Origin of the sequence: Streptosporangium sp. NPDC087985, from assembly GCF_044741965.1 — a bacterium.
In the GTDB taxonomy this organism is placed as follows: Bacteria; Actinomycetota; Actinomycetes; order Streptosporangiales; family Streptosporangiaceae; genus Streptosporangium.
In genome coordinates this window covers 86,238-113,021 of the sequence record NZ_JBIUTQ010000008.1, presented here as the reverse complement: position 1 = coordinate 113,021, position 26,784 = coordinate 86,238, and the positions used below count along the sequence as shown (strand labels likewise).

The window sequence follows — 26,784 nt, the reverse complement described above, 5'->3', positions numbered from 1 at the left end:
CCCGAGGACAGGCCGCAACGGGGTGACGTCAGTCGCCGATGTCGGCGAGGTTCTCGTTGTACGGCCCGGCGATCTCGTCCAGGACCTGGGCGGGCGTCCTGGTGCCGTTGATCAGGTTCTGCACGCCGGAGACCAGCACGTCGTAGTAGCCCGGCGCCGGCCAGTCCGGATAGAACGCCAGCCCGTCGGAGGCCGAGAGCGTGGTGAAGTTCTCGATCAGCTCCTTGCTCTTGGCGTCGGTGATCGCGGCCGGGTCGGCCGCCACCGGGATACCGCCGGAGTTGCCGAGCAGGTTCTGGATCTCCTTCTCCATCGTGATGTCGATGAAGTCGTAGGCGAGGTCCTTGTTCTTGGCGTTCTGCGGGACGACCCAGAGGTTGCCGCTGGATCCGGCGCTCATCGTGTTGCCCGGCCAGAGGAACGAGCCCCACGCGAAGTCCTTGATGTCACTGACGAGCCGGCCGTACCACCAGCTCCCCGACACCATGATCGGATACTTGCCGCCGATGAAGGACACGCCCATGTCCTCGGCCTTGATCCCGGCCGAGTCCTTGCCGATGTAGCCCTTCTTCACCCAGTCGGCGAAGGTGTCGGCCGCGTAGGTGAACTCCGGCCCCCTGAAGTCGGTCTTGCCGTTGTAGAGCTGGAGCGCGTCGACCCACGGGCGCTGCGCCTTGCTCAGCGCGAGCTGGTAGAAGATCTGCTGCGCCGGATACTCGGCGCCGCCGACGGAGATGGGGGTGATCCCGGCCTTGACGAACTTCTCCAGCGCCGCGGTGAACTCGTCGTAGGTCGTGGGTATCTCGATGCCCTGCTTGGCGAACGCGTCCTTGTTGTAGTAGACCATCACGTACTCGGCGTAGTTCGGGACGCCGAACCACTTGCCCGTGCCCATCACGCCGCGCTCGTCATACCTCGCGGTGGTCTGGAGCGAGGGGCTGAGCAGCTTGTCCCAGCCGCGCGTGGCCGCCTCAGCCGACAGGTCGGTCAGCAGGCCCTGCTTGGACAGCAGCCCGGCGGTGGCGTTGCCCTTGTTGTACTCCATGACGTCCGGGGCCTCGTCGGAGTTGAGGATCATGCCCGCGGACTGGCGGATCTGCTCGAACGCCTTCTCCTCGAACGTGACCGTAACGCCCGGGTGCGAGGCCTCGAACTGCTTGACCGCCTCGGCCCAGGCCTTGCCCATCGCGCTGTCGGCACCCTCGTAGTGCCAGAGCTTCAGGACGCGGGGGCCTTGGGCGGCGGGCGTGCCGGCGGCCTGCTCGGTGCTCCCGCAGGCGGCCAGGGCCACGAGCATGGCCGCCATGGCCACGCCCGTTCTCACCTTGAACATGGTTGTCTCCTAGATGGTGGTGATGACGACCGGGACGCTGGCCCCCACCAGCTCGACGCCCGCGATCCGCGCGCTCCCCGACACGGTCACCCGCAGCCCGTCCCCATCGGGGACGGCGGTGACCGTGGTGTCCCCGTCGAGGTCGGAGACGGTGGTACGGCTCTCGCCCACGCCGTAGCCGACCAGTGTGATCTCTCCGAACGGCCCGTCCCCGACGGCCCCGTCCGGCTCGGCCAGGACCGGGATGAGCGCGCCGTGCCGTACGAACAGCGGGATCCGGTCGAGCGGCGTGGAGACCGTGACGTACCGGCCGCCCGCCAGCACGTCGCCCGTCCAGTGGTCCACCCAGTCGCCCTCGGGCAGGTAGACCTTCCGGACGCCGTCCGGCGAGGTCATCGGGGCCACCAGCAGGTCGCGGCCGAGGAGATACTCCAGGTCGGCCTGCCAGGCCACCGGGTCGCCGGGGTAGTCGACGCAGAGCGCCCGCATCATCGGCGCCCCGGTCCGCGCGGCCTGGACCGCCGCCGTGTAGAGGTACGGCATGAGCCGGTAGCGCAGCTTCAGCGCCTCGACGGCCTGGGTCTCGACCTCGGGGAACTCCCACGGCTCGCGGCTGGTGGTGCCGTGCAGGCGCAGCAGCGGGGACAGGGCGCCGAACTGGGTCCAGCGGACGTACAGGTCGTCGGTGGGGCGGCCGGTGAACCCGCCCGCGTCGTGGCTCCAGAACGGGATGCCGGACAGGCCGTGCGCCAGGCCGCCGCGGAGCGTGCTGCCCATCGCCGGGTAGCCGGTGTAGGTGTCGCCGCTCCACTGCGCCGAGTGGCGCTGCCCGCCGAGGAACGACGAGCGCGCCCAGACCATGCCGTGCCCGGCGACCTCCCTGGTCACCTCGGAGACGGTGTCGTTGAACAGCAGCGTGTAGACGTTGTGCAGGTCGGTACCTGTCATGCCGTTGGCCGCGACCGCGTCGTGCGGCACGCCCTCGGCGAAGTCGGTCTTGAAGACCTGCACGCCCTGCTCCAGCAGGGGCCGGAGCAGCCCCTGGAACCAGGCCACGGCGGCGGGGTTGGTGAAGTCGACGATGCCGCAGGCCGGGTAGGAGCCGTGCCAGCAGTCGACCACGTAGACCTCGCCATCTGGCTTCTTCAGGAAATATCCATCCTCAGCGGCCTGCGGGAACGCCGGGCTCAGGTGGGAGATGTACGGGTTCATCCAGAGGCAGACCTTGAAGCCCATCGCATCCAGCTCAGCCAGCATCCCCTCCGGGTCGGGGAAGTTGGTGGCGTCCCACCGCAGGTCGGACCAGTTCCCGTCGGTCTGCCAGTAGGTGTCCAGGTGGAGCACGTCGCACGGGATCCCCCGCTCCCGGATCTTCCGTGCCCGCGCCATCACCCGTTCCTGGCTGTCCACGAAGAACCCCGAGGAGATCCAGGTGCCGAACGCCCACTTGGGCGGGAGCAGCGGGCGACAGGTGAGCAGGTCGAACCGGTCGAGCACCTCCGGCGGGGTGGGGCCGGCGATCACGTAGTAGTCGATCAGGTCGTCCGGTACCACGATCTGCACGCAGCTGTGCGTGGACTGGCAGACGTCGAACTCCACCGGCGTCCCGCTGTCCACCAGCACGCCGTAACCCCGGCTGGACAGGTAGAACGGCACGTTCTTGTACGCCCGCTGCGACTCGGCGCCGAACGCGTCGAAGTTCCACATGACCGGCCGCTGGCCGCGCTTGTCCAGCGGGGTGAACGACTCGCCGAACCCGGTGAACGCCTCGTCGGCGGGGGCGGCGAAGCTCTCGTGGTAGCCGATCACGGCGCCGCCCGCGCTGGAGCGGCCGAACGGCAGCGTGCGCAGCCGGCCGCTGATGTCGGTGTGGCCCCGGTCCTGCTCCAGCAGGGTCGCCCCGGTCGCGTCGGTGAACCGCAGGTGCCACGGCGCCAGGGTGATCTCCGCGCGGAGCGAGCCCGCGTCGAGCAGGACTGCCCCGTCGCCCGTCTCCACCCGCGCCCCGGCGAAGGCGCCCGGGGTGACCATGGAGATCGCGGCGGCCGAGCGGGTCCGCGCGTCCATGTCCTGGCCGAGCCGGACCCGGATCACGCCCTCGCCCGCCACACCCACCTGGACCACGAGGGTCTCCTCGGCCGAGGTCACGGCCTTGAGCGTCACTCCGGCCCCGTCGGCCGCCACCAGCTCGGCCGAGACGAGCGCCGACAGGCCCTTCTCGCCGTGGGAGCGGACGGGTAGCTCCGGCGGGTCCGCGACGAAGTACTCATGCGCGATCACGGGGGGACGGTAGGGCATGGGAACTCCAGCGCTCGGCATCCTGTAGCTGAATTAGTTTTACGTCCAAACCAACAAACGTCAATGGCCCCACCTGCCGCGGGCCGACCGGACCCGGTGGCCTGCGCAGACGACGTCGAGGTCTCCGCGCAGGAACCGGCGCGGTACGAGGCCACCTGAAGATTCGAACTCAGAACACGCGCTGGTGCGCCGTCGGCCATTCCCTCCGGGGAATTGTCGGGTGGAGGCCCCTTCTCACAAGGTGAGTGGGTACACGGACCCGCCGACCGAGGAGAAACGGTGACCGATATCCATGCACAGGAACTGGCCGGCCGCTACATCGCGCTCTGGAACGAGCCGGACGCCGGGCTGCGCCGAAAGGCGATCGAGGAGGTGTGGACCGGGGACGGGACCCACATCCTCCGGCCGCCCCAAGAGATCCGGGAGGTCGCCGCGGGGCTGGGCTTCAACTCCACCACCCTTGAGGCCCGCGGGTACGACGAGATCGAAGTGCGGGTGGTGCGCTCCTACGAGAAGTTCGTCGCCCCCGGGGAGTTCTTCTTCCGGCCCCGCGGCGACGCCCTCCGTCTGCACGACGTCGTCAAGTTCACCTGGGAGATGGTGCCCGTCGGGGGCGACGAGGCGGTGGGCGGCGGCCTGGAGGTGCTCGTGCTCGGCGAGGACGGCCGTATCACCGCCGACTACATGTTCCCCGGTCTCTGACGAACCGGCCACCGCGGTCGCGGCTCACCCGGCCAGCAGCGCCGCCGTGGTCGCGTCGGCGGGCAGGAACGCCTCCAGCTTCAGCTCCGCCACGGTCACGTCGAGCGCGGTCGCGAACGTCGTGATCGTGGTCGTCAGCCGCAGCTCGCCGCGCGCCGAGCGCAGCCTTACCGGGACGGCGAACCCCACGTGGTCGGGGCCCGGCGCGGCGTGCGGCACGTAGCCGGACAGCTCCTCGTACAGGTCGTCCCGGGGGATACGGTCGAGGATGTGCTGCGCCCACTGCTCCAGGTTGACGATTCGCGACGCCAGGCCCTCCGGGTGCAGGGAGAGGCGCAGCACGTTGACCGGCGGGCGCAGCAGGTGCTCCGCGACGCCCTCGGTGAGCAGGTCGAACGCGTCGTTGGCGAGTACCAGCTCGTGCCGCGCGTCCACGACGATCGCGGGATAGGGCAGATGCCCGGTCAGGATGTGCTGCAGCGCGGTGCGCACGTGTTCCAACCCGGGGTCGTCCAGCGGGGTCTGCGGGTAGACAGGGGCGTAGCCGGCCGAGAGCAGGAGCTCGTTGCGCTCCCTCAGCGGCAGCTCCATCGACTCGCTGAGCCGTACCACCATGGACCGGCCGGGCCGGGAGCGGCCACTCTCCATGAAACTGAGGTGGCGTTGCGTCGTGCCCGCGCGCAGTGCGAGGTCGAGCTGGCTGAGACGGCGGCGTTGCCGGATCGAGCGCAGGGCATGGGGGAAGTCCATTCGCCCAGTGTGCCGGACTTATCCATTCCTTCGAGGGAATTGTCATCATTCCCGGAACGGAGCACGATCCGTTCCCATGAACATGCGACTGGGGGTCCTGCTCCCCACCAACCACAGCCAGTGGGACGACGCCCGGCGGCTGGTCGACTTCGGCGTCCGCGCCGAACGGCTCGGCTACGACTCGGTGTGGGCCAACGACACCCTGCTCGGCCCGCGCGTCGAACCGCTGGCCATGCTCGCCGCCCTCGCGTCGGCAACCGAGCGCGTCACGCTCGGCACGGCGACGCTGCTGCCCGCCCTCCGCCGTCCGGTCACGGCCGCGCAGGAGCTCGCCTCCATCGATCACCTGTCCGCTGGGCGACTGGTCGTCACCGTGGGCGCGGGCTTCCCCGGCCGGTCGGAGATCGAGTACGCGGTGTCGGAGGTGCCGTGGGAGCGCCGCTTCGGACGGCTGGACGACACGGTGGCCCTGTGGCGGGCGCTGTGGGCGGGCAAGCGGGCTTTCCACGGCAAGGTGCTGTGCTTCGACGAGCTGCCCGAGTCCACGCCCTCCTACCGGTCCGGCGGGCCGCCGATCTGGCTGGGCGGGGCGAGCCCGTCGGCGCTGGAGCGCGCCGGACGGCTCTACGACGGGTGGCTGCCCTACCCGCCCGATCCCGCCGACTACCGGGCGGGCCTCGCGGCGGTACAGCGCGCCGCGGCGCCGGCGGGGCGCCCTGTGGACGCGGTCACCCCGGCGCTGTTCGTCACGGTGCTGGTCACCGACGACGTGGAAGGGGGAGAACGGCAGCTCGACGCCTACTGCCGGGCCACGTACGGCCTGCCGTACGAGACGGTGCGGACGATCCAGGCGATGGTCGCGGGCCCGGCCGAGCAGGTGGCCGCCACGCTGGCCCACTACGCGGCGGCGGGCGCGGAACACCTCGTCTGCCGCGTCGCGGCGCCGTCCCTCGACACCCAGTTCGATCAGCTGGAGCTCATCGCCGGGATCGCCCGCCCAGCGGCTGGGAAGCCGTCCGGCCGCTGAGAGCCTGTCCGGAGTCCGGAGAGCCACCTGGCCGAGTCCACCTGCGAGGCGCCAACTTGTGAAGACGATGGCCCACGCCATCATCGTGCGCGGGCGCGTTTGGCCAGCTCCGGTCCGTGCGAGCAGTGAGACATCACGGGTTCCCTCATCGCCCCCCAAAGACGGGCATGCCGATTACCCGCTGTCCCACCAGGACGGCCGGAAACTCCTCATCCGTTCGGGGCCGTGGCCTTCACCGCGGACAGTAGGAGGTCGATGCCGAAGGAGTAGTAGGTATCGAGGTCAGGGGGGTGGAGAGGATGGCGGCGAAGGCGGCCAGGTGGCAGGTGCCGGGCCGGCGTACCGGCCGCGTCATCTCCTTCCCGCTGGTCGTCGCGGACCACCAGGGCGAGCGCTACCTGGCCTGCTCACCGGGGGGCCGCATCCACATCCCGGTGGACCCGCAGGCACCGCTGGAGGAGTTCGAGCAGATCGCCGCGCAGTACCCCGTCTTCCGCATCACGCCCGACCGGTCGGCGTCCCCGCCCGGTTCTGGCCGATAGCCCTGCCCCATCCCGCGCCCACCATGCCACACCGGAGCCGGGGTCGACATCGACCACCCTCACACCGCAACCCCGGCCAGGACCGTACGAACGGCAGCGGAAGTGATCTACAAACGGAACCTCCCTACATCAGCACAGGTCAGGCAAATCCAACCAAAATCTCCCCGGGGCTACAGGGAGCCCGGCTTGAGCCCTGTCCGCGCCCCATGGATAATTAGTTTAGATTCCATCCAAATAAGGGAGTGGCCGGTGGACTGGCCCCGAGGGTTCGGCGGGCTGTGTTACGGCGGGGACTACAACCCCGAGCAGTGGCCGGAGGAGGTCTGGAAGGAGGACGTCGAGCTGATGCGGCGGGCCGGGGTCAACCTGGTCAGCGTCGGGGTGTTCTCCTGGGCACGGCTGGAGCCCGCACCGGGCGTCCACGACTTCGGCTGGCTCGACCGCGTCCTCGACCTGCTGCACACCGGCGGGATCGGGGTCAACCTGGCCACCCCCACCGCCTCACCGCCCCCGTGGTTCGGCCTGGCCCACCCGGACGCGCTCACCGTCACCGCCAGCGGCGTCCGGCTCACCCACGGCAGCCGCGACACCTACTGCGTGAGCGCCCCGCCGTACCGTGACGCCTCCGCCCGGATCACCCGCGCACTCGCCGAGCGCTACCGCGACCACCCCGCGCTGGCCATGTGGCACGTCCACAACGAGTACGGCACGTGGTGCCACTGCGACCACGTCGCCGCCGCCTTCAGGACCTGGCTCCAGGCACGGCACGGCACACTGGACACGCTGAACGACCTCTGGACCACCTCGTTCTGGAGCCAGCACTACTCGGCGTGGGAGCAGGTCATGCCGCCCCGCGCCACCCAGTACCTCCCCAACCCCGCCCAGACGCTCGATTTCCGGCGGTTCCTCTCCGACGAGATGCTCGACTGTTTCCGCGAGCAGAAGGCGGTGCTGCGCGAGCTCACCCCGGACGTCCCGGTCACCACGAACTTCGTCTTCGGCGACTGGGTGCCGGTGAACCAGCGGCACTGGGCCCGGGAGGTGGACCTGGTCGCGATCGACCACTACCCGGCCGCCGACCCGCCGGCGGAGACCGCCTTCGGCGCGGACCTCGCGCGGTGCTGGTCCGGCGGGGAGCCCTGGCTGCTGATGGAGCAGGCGGTGGTGACCTACACCGGACCCCGCATGGTCCCCAAACGGCCCGGCGAGATCGCCAGGCTGAGCCTGTCGCACATCGCGCGGGGCTCGCGCGGGGCGATGTTCTTCCAGTGGCGGGCCTCGCGGGGCGGAGCCGAGCTCTGGCACTCGGGCATGGTGCCGCACGCGGGTCAGGACTCACGGATCTTCCGCGAGATCTGCGAGCTCGGCGCGCTCCTGCCCGCCCTCCGGGAGGCCACCCTGGCACCGGTCGAGGCGGAGGCGGCGGTCCTGTGGGACGTCGAGTCGGGGTGGGCGCTCCAGTCACCGGGTCTGCCGTCCACGGAGCTGAGCTATCTCGACGCGGTACGGCAGGCACACCGCGTGCTCTACCGGCACGGCGTCACCGCCGACTTCGCCCATCCATCAGCCGATTTATCGGCATACAGGATGGTGCTCGTCCCCAGCCTCTACCTGCTCTCCGACGCCGACGCGGAGAACCTGCGCCGCTACGTCGAGGGCGGCGGCACCCTCGTGGTCTCCTACCTCAGCGGCATCGCCGACGAGCACGCCCGCATCCGGCTGGGCGGCTATCCCGGGGCCCTGCGCGACCTGCTCGGCATCCGGGTCGAGGAGTTCCACCCACTGGCCCCGGACGCCGCGATCCCGCTGTCCGCCCCCGGCGGCGATCCCGTCGGCACCGCGACCTTCTGGAGCGAGCACGTCCACCTGGAGGGCGCCGAGGCGCTGGCCCACTACGGCGGAGCCCCCGGAACCGCCAAGGACACCGGGACCGCCGGAGCCACCGGGGCCGCCCTGGCGGGCTTACCGGCGGTCACCCGCCACCGGCACGGCTCAGGCACGGCCCTCTACATCTCCACCCGCCTCACCGACGACACCTACGCCCGCCTGCTGGGGCTGGAACCCTCCCCCCTCGAACTGGTACGGCGTGGCGAATGGCTGTTCGCGATCAACCACGGCGACGACGGACAGGTGGTCCCCGGTGGCCTGCGACTGCCCGCCGGCAGCCACGCCGTACAGAAGATGCGGGAGATATAAGCGGATGTCCAGCGGGATGCAGTGATCCACTGAGACGATCGGGGCCGCTTTCGAGGAGGTTCCCGTGCGCCGTTCCGTCTCCTTGGCCCTCGTCACCGCGGTCTCCGCGCTGTCAGCGGCGATGAGCTCTCCCGCCCAGGCCGCGGCCTGGCCCTGCCGACCCGGCCAGGGCCCCGATCTGAGGGGCGGGGACTTCAGCGGGGGATTCCCGCTGCCCGGCAGTCTGCGCTGCGCCGATCTGACCGCGGCCAGGCTGAGCGGCGTGGACCTCCGCCAGCGGGACCTGACCGGAGCGGTCCTGCTCGGCGCCGACCTGAGACAGGCCAACCTCACCCAGGCCACGCTGCACTACGCCGATCTGCGCGGCGCCGACCTCGGCGGGGCCAACCTGGTCCAGACGCACGCCGCCCACGCCGACCTGCGCGGCGCGTTCCTGAGCGGCGCCGAGGCACGGCAGGCGGAGTTCCCGCACGCGGACCTGACGGGGGCGATGCTGACCGGGGCCGAGCTGAACCAGGCCGACTTCACCGGCGCGCTGGTCGAGGGTACCTCCTTCGCCCAGGCAGACGGCGCGGATCTGACCGGCTCCAGGGGCACCCCGACGGGCGTCGACCGGCCCGCCCGGACCTCCCGTGGCCCGGGGTTCAGGACACCGGCCAAGGAAGCCGGACCGGAAGACACCCGGCTCGGGGCACGGCCCGAGGAGACCGGACCGGAAGACATCCGGCCCGGGGCTCGGGCCAAGGAAGCCGGACCTCGAGACACCGAGCCGACCGGCACCGGGCGCGCTCCGTCGGCCGGGCTCGTCCTGGTCGTGTTCAGCGCGGCCGGTCTGGCGCTCACCATGACGGTCTGGGGCATCGCCACCCGGCGGCGGAGCCGGCGGAACGCCCCGTGACGGCTATCGCACAGTCCCGATGCATGCGGCGGCCGGGTCATTGTTGGCGGCTGTAGGCGCGGATGGCCAGGGGGCAGAACACCACGAAAAGGGCCGCGCACCAGATGAGCGTGGTGGTGACGGTGTCGCCGACCGGGGTGCCGTTGAGAAGGGCGCGGCAGGCGTTCATGACGTGGGTGACGGGGTTGATCTCGGCCCAGGTTCGCAGCCAGCCGGGCAGGGTCTCGACGGGAGCGGCAAGGCTGGTGCCGAGCTGCAAGGGCAGGAAGCTGATGAAGCTGATCGCAAGGACGGTGTCGGCGTTCTTGACCAGGACGCCGAAGAACACGGTGACCCAGCTGAGGCAGAAGCCGAAACCGATGGCCAGGCCGGCGGCGGCAAGGGCGGCCGCGAGGCCGCCGTGGACGCGGAAGCCGAGGAGTGCGCCGATGGCGAAGAGGATGGCGACGGCGAGCAGGTAGCGGACGATGTCGGCCAGCACGGAGCCGAGCAGGGGTGCGAGGCGGCTGATGGGCAGGCTGCGGAACCGGTCGGTGACGCCGTTCTTGAGATCGAGGTTGATGTTGGTGCCGGTCGAGACCATCCCGGCAAGGCCGGCGCCCATGACGAGGATGCCGGGGAAGAGGTACTGGAGGTAGCCGGCGGTGGAGCCGGCCACCGATCCGCCGAAGAGGTAGAGGAAGAGCACCATGAACAGGGCGGGTGTGATGACCCCGTTGATGATCGGGCCGGGGTTGCGGGTGGTCTTGGCGAGGCTGCGGCGGGCGAGCACGAGGCTGTGCCGGAGCCAGGCGAGCAGCCGGGTACGCGGTTGTTCGGTGCTGGGCACGGTGGCGGTCATCATGCGGCCTTCGTTGGTTCGTCGGTGTCGTTGGCGGTGGTGGTAGGTGCTCCGGTCAGGGCGAGGAAGACCTCGTCGAGGCTGGGCAGACGCAGCGACAGTTCGGAGACGCCGATGCGGTGTTCGCGCAGCTGGGCGGTGATCTCGAAGAAGTCCTCGTCACCGGCGACGGGCACGACCAACTCGTGGCGGGTGGAGCGTTCCGGGGTCCGGCCGGCGACATCGGCCAGGATGGTGACGGCCGCATCGGTGTCGGTGGGGTTGTTCAGCCGCACGGCGATGGTGTGCCCGCCGACTTCTCGTTTCAGGTCCGCGGGAGTGCCGGAGGCGATGACCCGTCCCTGGTCGATGACGGTGATGGCGTCGGCGAGGGCGTCGGCCTCTTCGAGGTACTGGGTGGTCAGCAGGACGGTGACGCCATCGGCGCTCAGGCCGCGGATCATCTGCCACAGCTCGTCGCGCTTGCCGGGGTCCAATCCCACCGAGGGCTCATCGAGGAAGACCACCTCGGGGCGTCCGACCATGCTCGCGGCCAGGTCGAGGCGGCGGCGCATGCCACCGGAGTAGCCGGCCACCGTCCTCTTCGCCGCGTCCTCCAGACCGAAACGGGCCAGCAGGTCCGCGGCGCGCTGGAGAGCCTGCGGCCGAGGCAGGTCGAGGAGCCGGCCGATCATGACCAGATTCGCCAGCCCGGTCAGCTCCTCGTCCACGCTGGTGTGCTGGCCCGACAGTGCGATCCGCCGGCGTACCTGTCCCGGCTGGCGTGCCACGTCGAACCCGGCCACGGATGCGCGTCCGCTGTCGGGGCGCAGCAGGGTCGCGAGGATACGGATCACGGTGGTCTTACCGGCACCGTTGGGTCCCAGCAGGCCGAGCACCTGCCCGCGCGGGACGGCCAGACTGACACCGTCGAGCGCGGTGACCTTGCTGAACCTTTTGGCCAGTCCCTCGGTCTCGAACCCGTGATCGCTCACCGTCACCATCCCTCGTCTCAGTCACTCCGCAATCCAGATGTTTATAACATCTGGATTTTGAGAGTATCCTAATGCTGGCGGTCTAGGGAAAGGAACTGCGATGGTTCGGCTGACTCGGGTGCAGCAGCAGAAGCGCACCCGGAGGTCCGTGCTGGCGGCGGCGAGGGAGGAGTTCACCGAGCACGGCTACGCCTTGGCCAAGGTCGACCGGATCGCCGAGCGGGCCGAGCTGACCCGCGGGGCGGTGTACTCGAACTTCCCGAGCAAGCGCGCGCTGTATCTGGCGGTGCTGATCGACATGGTCGAGAACGCCACCGCGGGTGAGCCGCCGATGACGTCGCCGATGACGCCGGCCGAGGCGCTGGGCGTGTTCGCCCGGACCTGGCTTGAACGGCTGCCCCTGGTCGGCGACACGGCTTCGGGAGGGCGGCTGCACCTGCGCTCGCTGGTCGGCGTCCTCGATGACGAGCACGGGCGAACGGTGCTGGCGCAGGTCGTCCGGCTGGAGGCGTTGCTGCTCGCCATCGCGCTGGAATCGTGCGAACCGGCCCACGCGATGCCGGTGCGACGCGTACGGCTGGCCGAGCTGGTGCTGACGCTGCTGGACGGTTCGGGTCACCTGGCTGAGAGCGCACCGGGATTCGGTGACCCTTTCGACCTGGCACGTGCGTGTGAGCATCTGGCTGGGATCGATCTCACTGACACCTGGACGCCGTCGTATCTGCCCTATGTCGCTCCGGCACAACCGTGTGGGGACACATGGGATCCGCCCACGGGACTCGCGGATCAGATCAGCGGGGATCGGGTCGACTTCGGCGCCGATGGTCTGATCGCGGTGCTGGGGGCCGGTCGTCTTGCCGCCGCCGAGGAAGCCGTCCGTTCCGCTCGGCCCGGCGAGCAGGTGACGGTGGCCATCGTCACGGATGATTCCGCCGAGACGGGCCGCCTCGTACGGCTCAGAATCACCGACCTCATCGGCTGTCTGCGGCATGTGTTCGCTCCCGAAGTCTGGCAGCGCGTCCGGCTGGTCCTCGATGACGAAGCCCTGACGGCGTCGGCGATCGGCCTGACGGACCTCGACGACGAGACAGAGGCCGCCGTACACGTCCAGGGCGGCGCGATCGTCGCCCGAGCCCACGGGCGAGGCGCCGCGTATGCGGCATCGACTGCCGACGCTTCGAACGGCCCGCAGCCGCGGAGTGCCCAGACATGACCCGACCCGAGCTCCCTGCGACCGACACCGGCCTGCTGGTACTCCACGCCCTGCGCTGCGGCGGCAGTGCCGGCCTCGCCCGCCTGGCCACGACCACGGGTCTCGGTGAATCCGACGTCGAGTCCGAGCTGATCGATCTCGCGGTCGTCGGTCTCGTCACGCATATGGCCGGCGACTTCGGCGGGTGGGGTCTGACGGATACCGGCCGTGCCGTAGATGCCGAACGGATCACCGACGAGCTGGAGTCAGCCGGTGCTCGCGCCGCCGTGACAGCGGCGTATGAAAGCTTTCTCGTGCTCAACCCAGAACTGCTCGACCTCTGCACGGCATGGCAACTCCGATCCATCGACGGTGTCATGACCGCCAACGACCATGGCGATCCCTCCTACGACGCCCGCGTCCTCGCCCGATTCGCCGAGTTCGACCAGCGTGCCGCCGTCGTCGGCGCCGAGCTGTCCGCGGCATTGCCTCGATTCGGCCGCTACCGAGCCCGCCTCACCGAAGCCCTCGATCACGCCACCTCCGGCGCGTTGGAGTACGTGGCCGACAGCACCGCGTCGTACCACACCGTGTGGGCCGAGCTTCACGAAGACCTGCTCGCCACACTCGGGATCCCCCGATGGGGATGAGATGGATTCGCCCGCTCTCCACGCGGGTCGAGGAGACGGCGGAGATGCTGGGCGGCAAGGCACACGGCCTCCTGGTCCTCCGCCGTCTGGGGTTGCCGGTGCCCGCCGGGTTCGTTGTCACCACAGAGGCATGCCGCGCGTTCCTGCGTGACGGGCGTCTTCCCGACGGACTCGACGACGAACTCGCGACAGCAATCACCGACCTCGAAGCCTCCACCGGGCGCCACTTCGGGGGATCACAGGTGCCGTTGGCGGTGTCCGTTCGCTCCGGGGCCGGCGTGTCGATGCCCGGCATGATGAACACGATCCTCAACCTTGGCCTCACGACCGGAGCCACGGCCGGGTTGGCGGCCGAGACGGGCGACTCGCGGTTCGCGCTGAATTCGCGGCTGCGGTTCCTGTCCGGCTTCGCCGCTGCGATCACCGGCCTGGACGTGGATGGCCTCAGCGGAGCCCCCGGGCGAGGAACCGGCGATGAGGAGGCACAGATCGGAGCGGCCGAGAACCTCATCCGGCAACGATGTGGCCGGCCGATTCCGGACGACGCGACCCGGCAGTTGGAGCTGGCGGTCAAGGCCGTGTTCTCGTCATGGGACACACCGCGCGCCCGAACCTACCGCGAACTGCATGACGTCCCGCACGATCTCGGCACAGCCGCGATCGTGCAGACGATGGTGTTCGGGAACCTCGATGACCACAGCGGCACCGGAGTCGCGTTCAGCCGCGACCCCAACACCGGGGAGAACGTCCCGTTCGGCGAAGTCCTGTTCGGACACCAAGGCGAAGACGTCGTCTCCGGCAGATCGCTGACCCGGCCCCTGCGCGAACTCGCCGACCGGGAACCGGCGGTGTGGACCGGCCTCCTCGACGCCCTGAGCCGGGTCGAGGGGCACTACCGCGACGCGTGCTACGTCGAGTTCACCTTCCAGGCCGGGGAGCTGTGGATTTTGCAGGTCCGGCCTGGCCGGTTCGTCGGGGGGGCCGCTGTCCGCGTAGCGACCGACCTCGCCGACGAGCGCGTGATCGGACGTCACGAAGCGCTGCTCAGGATCTCACCGCGGCATCTCCAGCACGTCCGCACACCCCGGATAGCGACAACCGAGAAGGTCGACATCCTGGCCCGAGGGCTGGGCGCCTGTCCCGGTGTCGCGGTGGGCAGGGTGGCGACCACGGCCGACGGAGCGGTGCGCATGGCCGCGGACGGCCCGGTCATCCTGGTACGGCCGGAGACCTCCCCGCACGACATGCGCGGCCTGGCGGTCGCCGCCGGAATCGTCACCGCCCGTGGCGGGCCGGCCAGCCACGCCGCGGTCGTCGCACGAGCGATGGGAAAACCCGCTGTCGTGGGGATCACCGACCTCATCGTTGACGTCGCCGACGCCTCGGTGAGAGCCGGTGGACGCACCATCGGTGAAGGCACCCTCGTCACCATCGACGGGACCGGTGGCGAAGTCGCCCTCGGCAGCCCCCGTACCGTCACGACCACGGCTGACGTCCACCTGCATCGACTACTCGAATGGGCCGACGACGTATCGGGCGACCACTCCGAACGCGACGAAACCCGGCGCCTCGGTGCTGCCCACGCCGTACTCCGTCACGACTAGGGCCGGTACGGACTTCGGATCTGCGGGTGGGCCGGAGACTGACGAGTCCCGTCACGGGGGCATGGGGTCAATCGCGCTTGGGGGGCAGTGGCGGCTCCGCGTCGGTCCAGCCCATCCGCTGGTAGGCGACGAAGCTGGTGGCCTTCGCGGTACGGCCGTCGGAGAGCTCGACGGTGGTCGTGGACGACTCCGCGAGGGGCAGACCAGTCGAGGGATCGATTATCTGCACGACATCGTAGGTTGCTGTCCTCCCCGGTCGCAGGTCCACCTGGTAGCCGATGGCCTCGCCCATGCGACCCAGCGGATCCTTCATCTTGCCCAGCGACTTCATCTCGGGCATGCCGGCCAGAATGCGATAGGCGGAGGCGCGGACGGTGGGCGAGACGGGCAGACCGAAGACGATCTCCACGCAGGCCGCGCTGAGGGCCGACTCCTGCGATTGCGGATCCTGGCCGGAGTCGCCCTTGGCATTGGCGGTGACACGCTGTTCGAGGTAGCCGCGGAGCTCGCGTTCGCCGGACGGGATGCGGCGGATCTCCTCCCAGCCGATGAGCTCCTTCATGAGTGACCCACCCGAGTTCTTCCACTTGCCGCGCAGGCGCGAAGCCTCCTTCTCTTCCGCGGCGGCTCGCACCACTTCTCCCGAGTTGACGCCGACGTATCCGGTCGTGTCCATGGGGAAGGTCCACCGGGTCGGCGAGCCTGCCTTGCGCCAGGCAGCCTGGTCTTGGCGGGTGAGCGGCTTCGCGCCGAGGTACTGGTCGATCCACCAGCTCTGTCCCCCGGGACGGTGCGCCAGCCACTCGTCCTTGGAACTGGTCCGCCTGATGATGTAGCCATGGTCAGGCGAGACCGCGTCCATACCGTTGATCGTGGTGGTGCGCCAGTACGAGCCCGACGCCGGGGCCTTGGCTGCCGCGGTCGCCGCGGCGAGCAGGATCTGACGCGCCGACGCCTGTTCGCCGGGCGAGGTCGCGACCGGCGAAGGCCCCGGCCCTTGCCCGTCCGGCACGGTCACCAGAGCGACCACCAGGGCCGTGGCCGCAGCCAGAGTTACCGCCGACGCCAGCCACGGCACCGGCCCGCGCAGCTTCTTGGTGCGGGACTTCTCGTTCTGCCCTGGTGGTTCGGACGTGATCGAGGTGAGCAGCGCCTGGGCGACCGCTCCGGACACCTGCCCGGCAGGCTCGCCGTCCAGTTCGTCGTCGTGCACCCTGGCAAGATCGTTCAGGTTCATTGCGCAGTCCTCTCGAGGAGCGGAAGGTCGATGCCCGCGTCGGCCAGGGCACGCGCGAACCGCTTGCGCGCGCGATGCAGCCGGACACGTACGGCGTTGCGGGTGATCCCGAGCGTGCGTGCCATCTGCTCGGTGTCGAGCTTCTCCCAGGCGACCAGTGAGAGCAGTTCCCTGTCATCGTCGGGCAGAGCCCTGAAGACCCGGCCGAGCTGCGTGTACTCAGCCGGTGGAGAGCCACTCAGAACCGGGGAGGCGATGATCTGTTCGCGCAGCGCGGCGGCGCGTTGCTCATGCCGCCGTTCGCCGCGGAGATGGTTGGCGAGTGTGTTACGGGCGACGCCATACAGCCAGAGTCTGGCCTCGTCCCCCGGCGGGATCTCATCGATTCGCCGCCACGCGGTCGCAAAGGTCTCGGCGACCACGTCCGCCGCGTCCTCAGGGTCCGTACACCGGCGCAGGACGTAGCCCAAGATAGGGCGATAAGCATGTTCGTATATCTGCACGAACCGGCCGTGGGAATTCGGTCCCATCCGGGCTCCTCACATGGATCAACAGTCATCCATCCATGTCCGAAACACCGGGAACATTACCGATCGGCGACATGCTCGTGATGACCTGCCCGGGAGACGGCATCTCCGGTCAGGGCGGATGCCTGATCAGGGGACGACGGCCGGAGGCTCCACCACGGCCCGCGCCCACCACCACGCCGGCCATGCGGGCCCGCATGTCGCCCGCGAACTGGATGAACTGTCCGTCTTTCGGCCGGTCGCCGTGGTTGGGAGCATCGATCGCGGCGACGGCGAAACCGCCCTCGGCGGCGAACCGGTGCGCACCGGCCAGGACGCCGGGAGCCTTCTTGTGCTGGCCGCCGCCGTGTCCCATCAGGATCAGCGGGCGGGGGCCGGTGGCACCTTGCGGCGTGAACAACGCGCCGGGGATCTCGCCGAGGGCGAAGGACTGTTCGGTGACGTCGGTCGGGACTGTACGGTTTTCGACACACCCCGGGCGAGCCCGACGGTCAACTCATCTCATCTTCGTCCGCCGGTGTGCTCGGGAATCCTTACTGGTTTTCTGGGTGATCCGAGCCGAGGCCGTCTCTTTTGGTGAACGTAGGCGATCACCGCTCGGGACAGGGGTAGCCGGGAGCGTGCCGGTTCGGGCAGCAGACCATCGCCGTGTGCGCGTAGCGGTCGCCGCGTAGGTAGAAGCCCCAGCAGACGTCAACCCCGTTGTCCAGGTCCTGCTCTCCACTCTCCAGCCGGGCGTCCTTGCCGATCTTCATCTCCTGGTCGGGGAGATGGAACGACGGCAGCGCCGACGCCTCGAACGGAGCGGGATCCGACGTACACCACGCGTGAACGTGATCGGCTCGGCAGATCCACCACAGACTCTTCGGCAGATCCACCACGCAACCTTCGGCAGATCCACCACGTATCCCTCGGCAGATCCACCATCGCGGAGCTGCGGACGGCGTACGCTGCACCGTATGGACATCGATGACCTGGCGCTCTTTCCCCGACGCGCGCACGAGATGGCGTGCGAGGCGCTTACCGACACCCGGGTGGTGGTGATCAATGGTGCTCGGCAGACAGGGAAGAGCACCCTGGCCCAGGAGATCGCGCGCAAGACTCCGGGTTCGCGGGAGCTCTTCCTGGATCAGGCAGCCGTGCGCGCCGCCGCCCGGGAGGATCCCGATGGGATCGTCCACCACGACGGTCTCATGCTCATCGATGAGGTCCAGCGCGTACCCGACCTGCTTCTCTCCATCAAACGTGAAGTTGATTCCGATCCTCGCCCTGGACGCTTCCTCCTCACCGGTTCCGCGCGCCTGCTGGGGATCAAAGATCTTCCAGACGCCCTCCCCGGCCGATCCGAGACCATCGAATTGTGGCCGTTGTCACAAGGAGAGATCGAATGGCAGCCAGATGGTTTCGTCGACGCGGTGTTCCGAAACGGCGTTGGTATCGAGATCCCACGACCTCGTCTTCGGCGAGCCGACTATTTGGACCGAGCGATGCGAGGGGGGTACCCGGAAGCCGTTCATCGCTCAACCCATCGGCGGAGGGCGCGTTTCTTTGACTCGTACGTCACCGATCTGATCAACCGGGACGTGAAGCAGGTGTCGGACATCGAGCATCCGGCCGACATGCGGCGTCTGCTCAACATCCTCGCTGGGCGGATGGGCGGCCTGGCCGTGATCGACAACATCAGCCGCGATCTCGGCCTGCCCAGGACCACGGTGAAACGGTATCTGGACCTCCTGGACCTCGTGTACCTGGTCAGGCGGATTCCGGCGTGGTCTTCCAACGCGACCACGCGCGCCATCGCGACCCCCAAACTCCTGATGATCGACTCGGGACTTGGGGCTCACCTCGCCGGCCTTACCCCGGCCCGGATCAGCGATGTGACCGCCCCGGTCGGTCCGCTCATGGAGAACTTCGTGCTGAGCGAGCTGGCCCGCCAGCTCACCTGGTCCGAAGAGCCGGTGCGGCTCTATCACTACCGAGATCGCGATGGCGTCGAGGTGGACGGCGTCCTGGAGCGCGCGTCAGGGGAGGTGGTCGGCATCGAGGTCAAAGCCGCTGAAACTGTGCGCGCTGATGACTTCAAAGGACTCCAGCACCTGGCTAACAAGCTTGGCGACCGCTGGGTAGCGGGATTCGTCCTCTATACGGGACAGGAAACCCTCCCTTTCGGGGATCGGCTGCGGGCACTTCCCATCGCTGCCCTCTGGTGTGCGGGATCGGGGAACAACTGCTGATCGTTCATCGCGCCGGGAGGCGGGAGACAGATCTTGGTGGTTGCACGCCGTCTCATCTGTGACGACCGGCTTTGAGAACGAGAGGGTCTCAATTCCTTGAGAAGGCCCGCTCGTGGCCGGTCAGATGCCCCCGGGGGTCGTCGGCTGCATCAGACGGCGGGCCGCCTCGGTGACGGAACCGGACAGGGAGGGGTAGACCGCGAAGGTGTGGGCGAGCTGGTCCACGGTGAGCCGCTGCTGGACGGCCACCGAGACCGCCAGGATCAGTTCGGAAGCGCGGGGGGCGACCACGACGCCACCGAGGATGATGCCGGTGTGCGGGCGGCAGAACAGCTTCACGAAGCCGTCGTTGAAGCCCTGCATCTTGGCCCGGGCGTTGGTCGCCAGCGGCAGCTTGACCACGTTGGCCTCGATCTCGCCGGCCTCGATCGCCTTCTGCGTGACGCCCACGGCGGCGATCTCGGGGTCGGTGAAGATGTTGGAGGCGACGGTGGCCAGCCGGAGCGGTTGCACCGCCTCGCCGAGTGCGTGCCAGACCGCGATCCGGCCCTGCATGGCGGCCACCGAGGCGAGCATCAACACCCCGGTGCAGTCACCGGCCGCGTAGACGCCGGGCGCCGAGGTGCGGGAGACCTTGTCCACCTGGATGAAGCCGCCCCGGTCGAGGATGACGCCGGCCTCCTCCAGGCCGATTCCGGCGGTGTTGGGGACCATGCCGACCGTCATCAGGCAGTGGGTACCCTCGGCGGTCCTGCCATCCTCCAGGGTGACGACCACACCGTCGGGCGTGCGCTTGACCGACTCCGCCCGGGAACGGCCCATGACGTTCATCCCGCGGCGCCGGTAGACCTCTTCGAGGACCTCGGCGGCGTCGGCGTCCTCGTTGGGCATCATCCGGTCGCGCGAGGACACGAGCGTGACCTCCGAGCCGAGCGAACGGTAGGCGCCCGCGAACTCCGCGCCGGTGACGCCGGAGCCGACCACGATGAGGTGCTCGGGCAGCTCCTCCAGGTCGTACAGCTGCCGCCAGTTGAGGATGCGCTCCCCGTCGGGCTCGGCGCCGTTCAGGATGCGCGGGGTCGCGCCGGTCGCCACGATGACGACGTCGGCCCGGATCGTCCGGTCACCGGCCCTGACCACCTGCGGGTCGACCAGCCGTCCGGGAGCCCGGACCACCTCGACCCCTTCCACGGCCAGCCGCGTGGCGATGTCGGCCGACTGCGCCTGGGCCAGCTCCTTCACCCGCCTGTTGACCAGCGGCATGTCGGCGATGACACCACCGGCGTCACCGTCGAGGCCACCGGTGTAGTGGACGCCGAGCATGCTGGCGTCGAGGAGTGCCTGCTTCCGCACGGAGGTGGCGATCAGCGTCTTGGACGGCACGCAGTCCGTCAGCACGCAGGCCCCGCCGGGACCGTCCTGTTCGACCACGGTGACCTGTGCTCCGAGTTGCGCGGCCACCAGCGCCGCCTCATATCCGCCGGGCCCGCCACCGATGATCACGATCCTTGTCACGTACCCCATTCTCCCGCATCCCCGGACCAACCATCCCTGAGTCCCCTCCCTGGACCACGGAAACGGCTGAGAACATTGAGAAAATCGCCGGGACGCCGAGGCGGAGCGAGCGTACGACCGTTCTTCGATTACTGTTAGGTGCCGTGCCTGTCTACGCCGCCTACGGCAGCAACATGGACCCGAAGCAGATGGCCCAGCGGGCCCCTCACTCTCCCATGCGAGGATCGGGCTGGCTCCAGGGCTGGCGCCTGACCTTCGGCGGGAACGACCTCGGGTGGGAGGGCGCGCTCGCCACCATCGTGGAAGACGCCGAGGAGCAGGTCTTCGTCGTCCTCTACGACGTGCCCGAGTGGGACGAGACCAGCCTCGACCAGTGGGAGGGCGCGGCTCGCGGCCTCTACCACAAGGTCAAACTCCGGGTGCAGACCCTGGAGGGCGAGATCCTGGCCTGGTTCTACGTGCTCGACGGCTACGAGGGCGGCCTGCCCTCCGCCCGCTATCTCGGCATCCTGGCCGAGGCGGCCGAGAAGGCCGGAGCACCCGACGACTACGTCAAGAACCTGCGCGGACGCCCCTGCACGTCCCTCGGAAGCTGACCGTACCGCCCGTTCTCTCGGGCAGGACCGGGTGGCCGGGATTCCGCGTCACAGACCCGGGATTCCGCGTCGCGAACCTGGGAAATCGGCTGGTGCGATCCGGGAAAAACGGCGAGTACTCTCTGTGCCGTGACCAATGACCCTTATGCACTCGCCAAGGACGCCGCGACCGCACTGAAGGACGCCCTGGGAGTCGAGTCCGTCGACGTCGCGCTGGTGATGGGTTCGGGCTGGGTCCCGGCCGCCGACGCGATCGGCGAGACGATCGCCGAGATCCCGGTGACCGACCTGCCCGGTTTCGCGCCGCCCGCCGTCGCCGGGCACGCGGGAAGGATCCGCGCGGTGCGGACCGAGTCGGACAAGGTCGCGCTGATCTTCATGGGCCGCACCCACCTCTACGAGGGCCGGGGCGTGGACCCGGTCGTGCACGGCGTGCGGACCGCGATCGCGGCCGGTGCCCGCACGATCGTGCTGACCAACGCCGCGGGCGGCCTGCGCCCGGAGACCCAGGAGGTCGGCGAGGCGGTGCTGATCAGCGACCACATCAACCTGACCGGTGCCAGCCCGATCACCGGCGCCACCTTCGTCGACCTCACCGACGTCTACACCCCGCGCCTGCGCGACCTGGTCCGCGAGGTGGAGCCGTCGATGGCGGAGGGCGTCTACGTGGCCTTCCGCGGCCCGACCTACGAGACCCCGGCCGAGGTCCGTATGTGCAGGACGCTCGGCGGCGACATGGTCGGCATGTCCACCGTGCTGGAGGCCATCGCGGCCCGCGAGGGCGGCGCCGACGTGCTCGGCATCTCCCTGGTCACCAACCCGGGCGCCGGGCTGGTGGGCGAGCCGCTGAACCACGAGGAAGTCCTGGAGGTGGGCCGCGCCACCGCCGCGCGCATGGGCGTCCTGCTGTCCAAGGTCGTCGGCAAGCTGTAGGAACGACCGGCGACCGGCCCGGCGGACCACGGAGACGACCGGCGGCCGGCCCGGCGGACCACGGGCGGGGAAACGGCCGTGGTCCGACACGGTGAACGGGGCGGGATCCCGCCCGGAGTAAGGGATGACGATGAGCAGCGATCTCGTACGGCTTGCACACTCCTGGCTGGCCCAGGACCCGGACCCGGAGACCCGGGCCGAGCTCGCCGCACTGCTGGAGGGCGGCGACCAGGAGGAGCTGCGCGAGCGGTTCGGCGCCAAGCTGGAGTTCGGCACCGCGGGTCTCCGCGGTGAGCTGGGCGCGGGTCCCAACCGGATGAACCGCGTCACCGTCATGCGCGCCGCCGCCGGCCTCGCCCGGGTTCTCGGCCCGGGACGGCATGTCGTGATCGGCTATGACGCCCGGCACAAGTCCGACGTCTTCGCCCACGACACCGCCGCCGTGCTCACCGGCGCCGGGCTGCGCGCCTCCGTCCTCCCCCGGCCGCTGCCCACCCCGGTGCTGGCCTTCGCCGTCCGCCACCTCGGCGCCGACGCGGGCGTGACCGTCACCGCCAGCCACAACCCGCCCCGGGACAACGGCTACAAGGTCTACTGGGGCGACGGCTCGCAGATCGTGCCGCCGGTCGACGCGGAGATCTCCGCGGCCATCGACGCCGTCGGCCAGGTCTCCGACCTGCCCCTCGGCTCTCCGGCCGACCCCGCCTGGACGACCCTGGGCGACGACATGGTGGCCGCCTACCTGAAGGCGGTGACCGCGCTCCCGATCGGCGACGCCCGCGGCCTGCGGGTGGCCTACACCCCGCTGCACGGCGTGGGCGGCGCCACGCTGGCCGGAGCCTTCGAGGCCGCGGGCTTCGAGGCCCCCGCGGCCGTCGAGGCCCAGGCCGTCCCCGACCCGGACTTCCCCACCGTCGCGTTCCCCAATCCGGAGGAACCGGGCGCGATGGACCTCGCGCTGGAGCTGGCCCGGGACGTCGGTGCCGACCTCGTGCTGGCCAACGACCCCGACGCGGACCGCTGCGCGGTGGGCGTGCCCCTGCCGGACGGCGGCTACCGGATGCTGACCGGCGACGAGGTGGGCGCCCTCCTCGGCGAGCATGTGATCAGGCAGACCTCCGGCGACGGACGCCTGGTGGCCACCACCATCGTCTCGTCCTCCCTGCTCGGCAAGATCGCCTCCGAGTACGGCGTGCGCTACGCCGAGACCCTCACCGGCTTCAAGTGGATCATGAAGGCCGGGGACGGGCTGGTCTTCGGCTACGAGGAGGCCCTGGGCTACAGCGTCGGCTCCGACGCGGGCCTGCCCGTCCACGACAAGGACGGCATCGGCGCGGCGCTGACCGTCGCCGGGCTGGCCGCCCAGGCCAAGCTCGACGGCCGTACCCTCCTCGACCTCCTCGACGACCAGGCCCGCCGGTACGGCCTGCACGCCACGTCGCAGCTCTCGGTCCGGGTGGACGACCTGTCCCTGATCACCGGCGCGATGGCCCGCCTGCGCGCCACCCCGCCGGTGGAGCTCGGGGGCCGCGAGGTCGAGTCCGCCGATGACCTGAGCGAGGGCTCCGCCGGCCTCCCGCCCACCGACGGCCTGCGCTACCGGCTCTCCGGCGGTGCCCGCGTCGTCGTCCGCCCGTCGGGCACCGAGCCCAAGCTCAAGTGCTACCTGGAGGTCGTCGTCCCCGTCACGGACGAGATCGCCGACGCCCGGGCACAGGCCGTACGGGACCTCGACGCCCTGAAGACCGACCTGTCTGCGGCCCTGGGCCTGTAGTGCTCTGATCCCCTGCCGGTGAAGGCCGGGGATCAGGCGAGGAACGCGGCGACCACCAGGACGGCCGCGGCCAGCAGTGCGGCCAGGGCGCTCGGCGCCCAGGTGACCTTCATCGACCCGGCCCCGGTGACAGCGCCGCCAGCGGGCTCGGCGGCAATCGGCTCGGCCGAACGCGCACCCGCGCCGTCGGCGGTCACACGCTTGGCGTTCAGAGCGGCCGCCCGCCTGGCGGACTCCACCCGCTCGGTGATCTGCTCGGCCACCCAGTCGGCGTGGGTCTTGCCCGTCAGCGCCTCGGCCGCGGCCTGCTCCCCCTTCGAGCGCACCGGCTCGGTCCGGTACCGGCCGCCGGTGCGCGCCGGGTTGCCCCGCCGTACGGCCGCCGCCCGCTCGCGTGCCGAGGCCTGCGGCGCCCAGCAGCGGACGCTCTCGCCACCGGATGTGATCTTGATCGCGTGGGAGACCGTGACCCCGTCCACCGCTTCCAGCGGCACGTAGGTGTTCCTGATCGGGTTGCGGACCAGCACGCCGTCCCCGGCCAGGATGATCGCCGGGCGCAGGCAGGTGACGAAGACCACCGCGGTCAGCACCCCCAGCACCGCGGCGGCCGCCAGCGAAGACGGCCCGCTGTAGCGGACGGTCAGATCCACCGCGTTCAACGCGGCGAACGCCACCCAGATCCAGCCGAGGACCAGCGCGGTCCTCGATCGGAACACCTGCTTCATCGAGCTGACTCCACTCGTACCGGCCCGCTCACGCCTGCCACTTGAGCCGCGCGAACCCGGGCTTGATGACACCGTTGATGAGCGCCAGACGCTCGTCGAACGGCAGGAACGCCGACTTCATGGCGTTGATCGTGAACCACTGCATGTCGTCCCAGCCGTAGCCGAACGCCTCCGACAGCTTGGCGAACTCCTCCGAGACGGAGGTCCCGCTCATCAGCCGGTTGTCGGTGTTGACGGTGACCCGGAAGTTCAGCCGGCGGAGCAGGCCGATCGGGTGCTCGGCGATGGAGGCCGCGGCGCCGGTCTGCAGGTTGGAGGTGGGACACATCTCCAGCGGGATGCGCTTGTCGCGGACGTAGGCCGCCAGGCGGCCGAGCTTGGCCTCGCCGTCACCGGACACCGTGATGTCGTCGATGATCCGGACGCCGTGGCCGAGCCGGTCGGCGCCGCACCACTGGATCGCCTGCCAGATCGACGGCAGGCCGAACGCCTCGCCGGCGTGGATGGTGAAGTGGGCGTTCTCACGCTGGAGGTATTCGAAGGCGTCGAGGTGGCGGGTGGGAGGGTAGCCCGCCTCGGCCCCGGCGATGTCGAAGCCCGCCACGCCGGCGTCGCGGTAGCGGACCGCGAGCTCGGCGATCTCCATGGACCTGGCCTGGTGGCGCATCGCGGTGAGCAACGTGCCCACCCGGATGCCGCGCCCCTCGGAACCGGCCCTGAACCCCTCCTGCACGGCCTCGATCACCTCTTCGAGGCTCAGGCCCGCGGAGGTGTGCTGCTCGGGGGCGTAGCGCACCTCGGCGTAGACCACGCCGTCGGCCGCCAGGTCCTCGGCGCACTCGGCGGCGACCCGGACCAGCGACTCGCGCGTCTGCATGACGCCGACCGTGTGGTCGAAGGTCTCCAGGTAGCGCTCCAGCGAACCGGAGTCGGAGGCCTCCTGGAACCAGGTCCGCAGGCTGCCCACATCGGTTGTGGGAAGCCTGTCGTAGCCCGACTCGCGGGCCAGCTCGATGATGGTCTCGGGCCGCAGGCCGCCGTCAAGGTGATCGTGGAGCAGAACCTTGGGAGCCCGACGGATCTCCTCAAGGGTGGGTAGCTGACTCATTGCATCATCTTACCTTCGGATACCTAATTAGTGATCATGGAAATACGGACGGTCACACTCCGCCTTCGCGAGGTCCGGAACGGCTATCCGTGGCGGTTGACGGACTCGGGCGAGAAGGCGGGCAGGCAGACGGCGATGTACTCGGCGCCCTCGGGGCCGCAGCTGTAGCGGATCTTCTCCCCGGGCTCGCTCACGAACGCCTGCCCGGCGCTGACCTCGGTCGTGCCCTCCGCGTGCTCCACGAGGATCGCGCCGCTGAGCACCAGGGTGTATTCGCCGAACTCCGGCGTCTGGGCCGGCTCGTCCCACCCGGCCGGGGCCTTCATGTGCGCGATCGAGATGCGGTCGTCACCGCTGTTGACCCTGCCGACGTACTCGTCGATCGTCTTGCCACCCGGGACGGGGATGCGTGTGGCGCTGTCGATTTTGCGTACCATCAGACCAGTTTGTCATTGGTCTCAGTGTGCGACGTCGATGACCAGCCGGCTCGGGTTCTTCTGCTCTGTCACCCGGAACGCCGCCCTGTGGTCGAGGACGATGCCCACACCCACCACGGCCTCGAAGTCACCGGTCTTGACGACGTTCTGCACGTTGCCCAGCTGCGCCTGGAAGATCGGCCCGCCCACCCAGGTGGGACTGCCCGACTCGCTGTGCGCGACGGCGGGGTTCATCGACACCTGGAGGTAGGCCCCGCCCTTGGCGTCGATCGGGTCGCCCGACCCGTCCTGGACGAGCTGGGACACCCACCGCACGCTGTATCCCGGCATTTCCCCCTTCAGATCGATCACCACCCGGTCGAATCCCTCATGTTCGGCGAAGCGAGCCCCGATGACGGTCGGCGGCTCGCCGACGGCCCGTCTGACCTCGACCTCCTTGGTACTGGTCGGAGGCTTCAGACCCGCCCGGGGGGACGCGTCGGGCGAGGAGACCGGCGGGGTCGGCGCGGCCGTGACGGAAGGGGACGCGGACGCGGACGCGGTGTCCGCCGGCGCGGCGGTGCCGGCACATCCGGCGACGGACAGGGCGAGGGGGACGGATGCGAGAGCGAGGGCGACGCGGGTGCGCTTCATGGTGGGCCTCCTGCCCCGTTAGATGCCCCGCAGCCGGGAGCGGTTCACCCGGCGGGAG

Annotated in this window: 26 protein-coding genes; 12 read left to right on the top strand and 14 right to left on the bottom strand. The window is 69.8% G+C overall.

All coding sequences use genetic code 11. The annotated features are described in order from the left end of the window. Positions 1–28 precede the first annotated feature (28 nt). Together ACIN94_RS18000 and ACIN94_RS17995 are read right to left on the bottom strand one after the other, a co-directional pair. Positions 29–1,333, bottom strand: coding sequence for an ABC transporter substrate-binding protein (locus ACIN94_RS18000; protein ID WP_400706984.1), 1,305 nt, complete (start codon positions 1,331–1,333; stop codon positions 29–31). Between the two features lie 9 nt (positions 1,334–1,342). Then, on the bottom strand, positions 1,343–3,613 hold the full coding sequence (locus ACIN94_RS17995) for a TIM-barrel domain-containing protein (protein WP_400706981.1): 2,271 nt from the start codon (positions 3,611–3,613) through the stop codon (positions 1,343–1,345). Positions 3,614–3,910: 297 nt separating this feature from the next. Between ACIN94_RS17995 and ACIN94_RS17990 the strand changes: the two genes are divergently transcribed. After that, positions 3,911–4,333: a hypothetical protein gene (locus tag ACIN94_RS17990; protein WP_400706978.1), complete on the top strand. Its 423-nt coding sequence runs from the start codon at positions 3,911–3,913 to the stop codon at positions 4,331–4,333. Positions 4,334–4,357: 24 nt separating this feature from the next. Here the strand turns inward: ACIN94_RS17990 and ACIN94_RS17985 are convergent, their stop codons facing one another. After that, positions 4,358–5,083 carry a helix-turn-helix domain-containing protein gene (locus tag ACIN94_RS17985; RefSeq protein ID WP_400706975.1) on the bottom strand — a complete coding sequence of 242 codons (726 nt, stop codon included), beginning with the start codon at positions 5,081–5,083 and terminating at the stop codon, positions 4,358–4,360. A gap of 76 nt (positions 5,084–5,159) precedes the next feature. On the opposite strand from ACIN94_RS17985, the gene ACIN94_RS17980 reads away from it, so the two are divergent. The 4 genes from ACIN94_RS17980 to ACIN94_RS17965 all read left to right on the top strand — a co-directional run bounded on the left by ACIN94_RS17980 (position 5,160) and on the right by ACIN94_RS17965 (position 9,746). Continuing rightward, positions 5,160–6,110, top strand: a complete 951-nt coding sequence (locus ACIN94_RS17980; RefSeq protein ID WP_400706972.1) for an LLM class flavin-dependent oxidoreductase — start codon at positions 5,160–5,162, stop codon at positions 6,108–6,110. 299 nt (positions 6,111–6,409) lie between these two features. Continuing rightward, a complete protein-coding gene (locus tag ACIN94_RS17975) occupies positions 6,410–6,652 on the top strand; it encodes a hypothetical protein (protein WP_400706969.1) in 243 nt (80 codons plus the stop codon). Positions 6,653–6,901: 249 nt separating this feature from the next. After that, the gene (locus ACIN94_RS17970) at positions 6,902–8,848 is read left to right on the top strand and encodes a beta-galactosidase (RefSeq protein WP_400706966.1); all 1,947 of its coding nucleotides are present in this window, start codon (positions 6,902–6,904) and stop codon (positions 8,846–8,848) included. A 64-nt stretch (positions 8,849–8,912) separates the two neighbouring features. Then, a complete protein-coding gene (locus ACIN94_RS17965; protein ID WP_400706963.1) occupies positions 8,913–9,746 on the top strand; it encodes a pentapeptide repeat-containing protein in 834 nt (277 codons plus the stop codon). A gap of 37 nt (positions 9,747–9,783) precedes the next feature. Here the strand turns inward: ACIN94_RS17965 and ACIN94_RS17960 are convergent, their stop codons facing one another. Then, positions 9,784–10,590 (bottom strand): ABC transporter permease, encoded by an 807-nt coding sequence (locus ACIN94_RS17960; protein ID WP_400706960.1) that lies wholly within the window; start codon positions 10,588–10,590, stop codon positions 9,784–9,786. Next, complete coding sequence (locus ACIN94_RS17955) at positions 10,587–11,561, bottom strand: ATP-binding cassette domain-containing protein (RefSeq protein WP_400706957.1); 975 nt, start codon at positions 11,559–11,561, stop codon at positions 10,587–10,589. Before ACIN94_RS17955 ends, ACIN94_RS17960 begins: the two co-directional genes overlap by 4 nt. Before the next feature lie 100 nt (positions 11,562–11,661). Between ACIN94_RS17955 and ACIN94_RS17950 the strand changes: the two genes are divergently transcribed. The 3 genes from ACIN94_RS17950 to ACIN94_RS17940 are packed head-to-tail and all read left to right on the top strand — an operon-like array spanning position 11,662 to position 15,007. Next, positions 11,662–12,774, top strand: coding sequence for a TetR/AcrR family transcriptional regulator (locus tag ACIN94_RS17950; RefSeq protein ID WP_400706954.1), 1,113 nt, complete (start codon positions 11,662–11,664; stop codon positions 12,772–12,774). Then, the gene (locus ACIN94_RS17945) at positions 12,771–13,403 is read left to right on the top strand and encodes a transcriptional regulator (RefSeq protein ID WP_400706951.1); all 633 of its coding nucleotides are present in this window, start codon (positions 12,771–12,773) and stop codon (positions 13,401–13,403) included. The genes ACIN94_RS17950 and ACIN94_RS17945 overlap by 4 nt, the downstream gene beginning before the upstream one ends. Beyond that, the gene (locus ACIN94_RS17940; RefSeq protein ID WP_400706948.1) at positions 13,394–15,007 is read left to right on the top strand and encodes a pyruvate, phosphate dikinase; all 1,614 of its coding nucleotides are present in this window, start codon (positions 13,394–13,396) and stop codon (positions 15,005–15,007) included. The genes ACIN94_RS17945 and ACIN94_RS17940 overlap by 10 nt, the downstream gene beginning before the upstream one ends. A gap of 67 nt (positions 15,008–15,074) precedes the next feature. Here the strand turns inward: ACIN94_RS17940 and ACIN94_RS17935 are convergent, their stop codons facing one another. The 4 genes from ACIN94_RS17935 to ACIN94_RS17920 all read right to left on the bottom strand — a co-directional run bounded on the left by ACIN94_RS17935 (position 15,075) and on the right by ACIN94_RS17920 (position 17,649). Next, on the bottom strand, positions 15,075–16,244 hold the full coding sequence (locus ACIN94_RS17935; protein WP_400706945.1) for a CU044_5270 family protein: 1,170 nt from the start codon (positions 16,242–16,244) through the stop codon (positions 15,075–15,077). Next, on the bottom strand, positions 16,241–16,774 hold the full coding sequence (locus ACIN94_RS17930; RefSeq protein ID WP_400706942.1) for an RNA polymerase sigma factor: 534 nt from the start codon (positions 16,772–16,774) through the stop codon (positions 16,241–16,243). The genes ACIN94_RS17935 and ACIN94_RS17930 overlap by 4 nt, the downstream gene beginning before the upstream one ends. Positions 16,775–16,883: 109 nt before the next feature. Next, positions 16,884–17,171, bottom strand: a complete 288-nt coding sequence (locus ACIN94_RS17925; protein ID WP_400706939.1) for a hypothetical protein — start codon at positions 17,169–17,171, stop codon at positions 16,884–16,886. A 190-nt stretch (positions 17,172–17,361) separates the two neighbouring features. After that, positions 17,362–17,649: a hypothetical protein gene (locus ACIN94_RS17920; protein WP_400706936.1), complete on the bottom strand. Its 288-nt coding sequence runs from the start codon at positions 17,647–17,649 to the stop codon at positions 17,362–17,364. Between the two features lie 81 nt (positions 17,650–17,730). Here ACIN94_RS17920 and ACIN94_RS17915 point away from each other — a divergent pair, with 81 nt between their 5' ends. Then, the gene (locus ACIN94_RS17915; RefSeq protein ID WP_400706933.1) at positions 17,731–19,005 is read left to right on the top strand and encodes an ATP-binding protein; all 1,275 of its coding nucleotides are present in this window, start codon (positions 17,731–17,733) and stop codon (positions 19,003–19,005) included. 120 nt (positions 19,006–19,125) lie between these two features. Here the strand turns inward: ACIN94_RS17915 and ACIN94_RS17910 are convergent, their stop codons facing one another. After that, a complete protein-coding gene (locus tag ACIN94_RS17910) occupies positions 19,126–20,520 on the bottom strand; it encodes an NAD(P)H-quinone dehydrogenase (RefSeq protein ID WP_400706930.1) in 1,395 nt (464 codons plus the stop codon). Positions 20,521–20,663: 143 nt separating this feature from the next. Here ACIN94_RS17910 and ACIN94_RS17905 point away from each other — a divergent pair, with 143 nt between their 5' ends. From ACIN94_RS17905 to ACIN94_RS17895, 3 genes are all read left to right on the top strand, one after another. Continuing rightward, positions 20,664–21,116: a gamma-glutamylcyclotransferase gene (locus ACIN94_RS17905; protein ID WP_400706927.1), complete on the top strand. Its 453-nt coding sequence runs from the start codon at positions 20,664–20,666 to the stop codon at positions 21,114–21,116. A gap of 129 nt (positions 21,117–21,245) precedes the next feature. After that, positions 21,246–22,049 (top strand): purine-nucleoside phosphorylase, encoded by an 804-nt coding sequence (locus tag ACIN94_RS17900; protein WP_400706924.1) that lies wholly within the window; start codon positions 21,246–21,248, stop codon positions 22,047–22,049. A 130-nt stretch (positions 22,050–22,179) separates the two neighbouring features. Continuing rightward, positions 22,180–23,823, top strand: coding sequence for a phospho-sugar mutase (locus ACIN94_RS17895; protein ID WP_400706921.1), 1,644 nt, complete (start codon positions 22,180–22,182; stop codon positions 23,821–23,823). A gap of 32 nt (positions 23,824–23,855) precedes the next feature. Here the strand turns inward: ACIN94_RS17895 and ACIN94_RS17890 are convergent, their stop codons facing one another. From ACIN94_RS17890 to ACIN94_RS17875, 4 genes are all read right to left on the bottom strand, one after another. Further along, entirely contained in the window at positions 23,856–24,548 is a 693-nt protein-coding gene (locus tag ACIN94_RS17890; RefSeq protein WP_400706918.1) for a hypothetical protein, read from the bottom strand. Positions 24,549–24,576: 28 nt separating this feature from the next. Then, the gene (locus tag ACIN94_RS17885) at positions 24,577–25,656 is read right to left on the bottom strand and encodes an adenosine deaminase (protein ID WP_400706915.1); all 1,080 of its coding nucleotides are present in this window, start codon (positions 25,654–25,656) and stop codon (positions 24,577–24,579) included. An 83-nt stretch (positions 25,657–25,739) separates the two neighbouring features. Continuing rightward, on the bottom strand, positions 25,740–26,093 hold the full coding sequence (locus ACIN94_RS17880) for a cupin domain-containing protein (protein WP_400706912.1): 354 nt from the start codon (positions 26,091–26,093) through the stop codon (positions 25,740–25,742). 21 nt (positions 26,094–26,114) lie between these two features. Then, positions 26,115–26,726: a hypothetical protein gene (locus ACIN94_RS17875; RefSeq protein WP_400706909.1), complete on the bottom strand. Its 612-nt coding sequence runs from the start codon at positions 26,724–26,726 to the stop codon at positions 26,115–26,117. Positions 26,727–26,784 lie beyond the last annotated feature (58 nt).

Excerpts from the sequence above, each read along its gene's own strand:
- ACIN94_RS17935 (WP_400706945.1), bottom strand. The coding sequence starts at position 16,244 with ATGAACCTGAACGATCTTGCCAGGGTGCACGACGACGAACTGGACGGC.
- ACIN94_RS17895 (WP_400706921.1), top strand. The coding sequence starts at position 22,180 with ATGAGCAGCGATCTCGTACGGCTTGCACACTCCTGGCTGGCCCAGGAC.
- ACIN94_RS17930 (WP_400706942.1), bottom strand. The coding sequence starts at position 16,774 with ATGGGACCGAATTCCCACGGCCGGTTCGTGCAGATATACGAACATGCT.
- ACIN94_RS17950 (WP_400706954.1), top strand. The coding sequence starts at position 11,662 with ATGGTTCGGCTGACTCGGGTGCAGCAGCAGAAGCGCACCCGGAGGTCC.
- ACIN94_RS17880 (WP_400706912.1), bottom strand. The coding sequence starts at position 26,093 with ATGGTACGCAAAATCGACAGCGCCACACGCATCCCCGTCCCGGGTGGC.
- ACIN94_RS18000 (WP_400706984.1), bottom strand. The coding sequence starts at position 1,333 with ATGTTCAAGGTGAGAACGGGCGTGGCCATGGCGGCCATGCTCGTGGCC.
- ACIN94_RS17975 (WP_400706969.1), top strand. The coding sequence starts at position 6,410 with ATGGCGGCGAAGGCGGCCAGGTGGCAGGTGCCGGGCCGGCGTACCGGC.
- ACIN94_RS17885 (WP_400706915.1), bottom strand. The coding sequence starts at position 25,656 with ATGAGTCAGCTACCCACCCTTGAGGAGATCCGTCGGGCTCCCAAGGTT.
- ACIN94_RS17960 (WP_400706960.1), bottom strand. The coding sequence starts at position 10,590 with ATGATGACCGCCACCGTGCCCAGCACCGAACAACCGCGTACCCGGCTG.
- ACIN94_RS17890 (WP_400706918.1), bottom strand. The coding sequence starts at position 24,548 with ATGAAGCAGGTGTTCCGATCGAGGACCGCGCTGGTCCTCGGCTGGATC.
- ACIN94_RS17940 (WP_400706948.1), top strand. The coding sequence starts at position 13,394 with ATGGGGATGAGATGGATTCGCCCGCTCTCCACGCGGGTCGAGGAGACG.
- ACIN94_RS17915 (WP_400706933.1), top strand. The coding sequence starts at position 17,731 with ATGGACATCGATGACCTGGCGCTCTTTCCCCGACGCGCGCACGAGATG.
- ACIN94_RS17875 (WP_400706909.1), bottom strand. The coding sequence starts at position 26,726 with ATGAAGCGCACCCGCGTCGCCCTCGCTCTCGCATCCGTCCCCCTCGCC.
- ACIN94_RS17980 (WP_400706972.1), top strand. The coding sequence starts at position 5,160 with ATGAACATGCGACTGGGGGTCCTGCTCCCCACCAACCACAGCCAGTGG.
- ACIN94_RS17945 (WP_400706951.1), top strand. The coding sequence starts at position 12,771 with ATGACCCGACCCGAGCTCCCTGCGACCGACACCGGCCTGCTGGTACTC.
- ACIN94_RS17985 (WP_400706975.1), bottom strand. The coding sequence starts at position 5,083 with ATGGACTTCCCCCATGCCCTGCGCTCGATCCGGCAACGCCGCCGTCTC.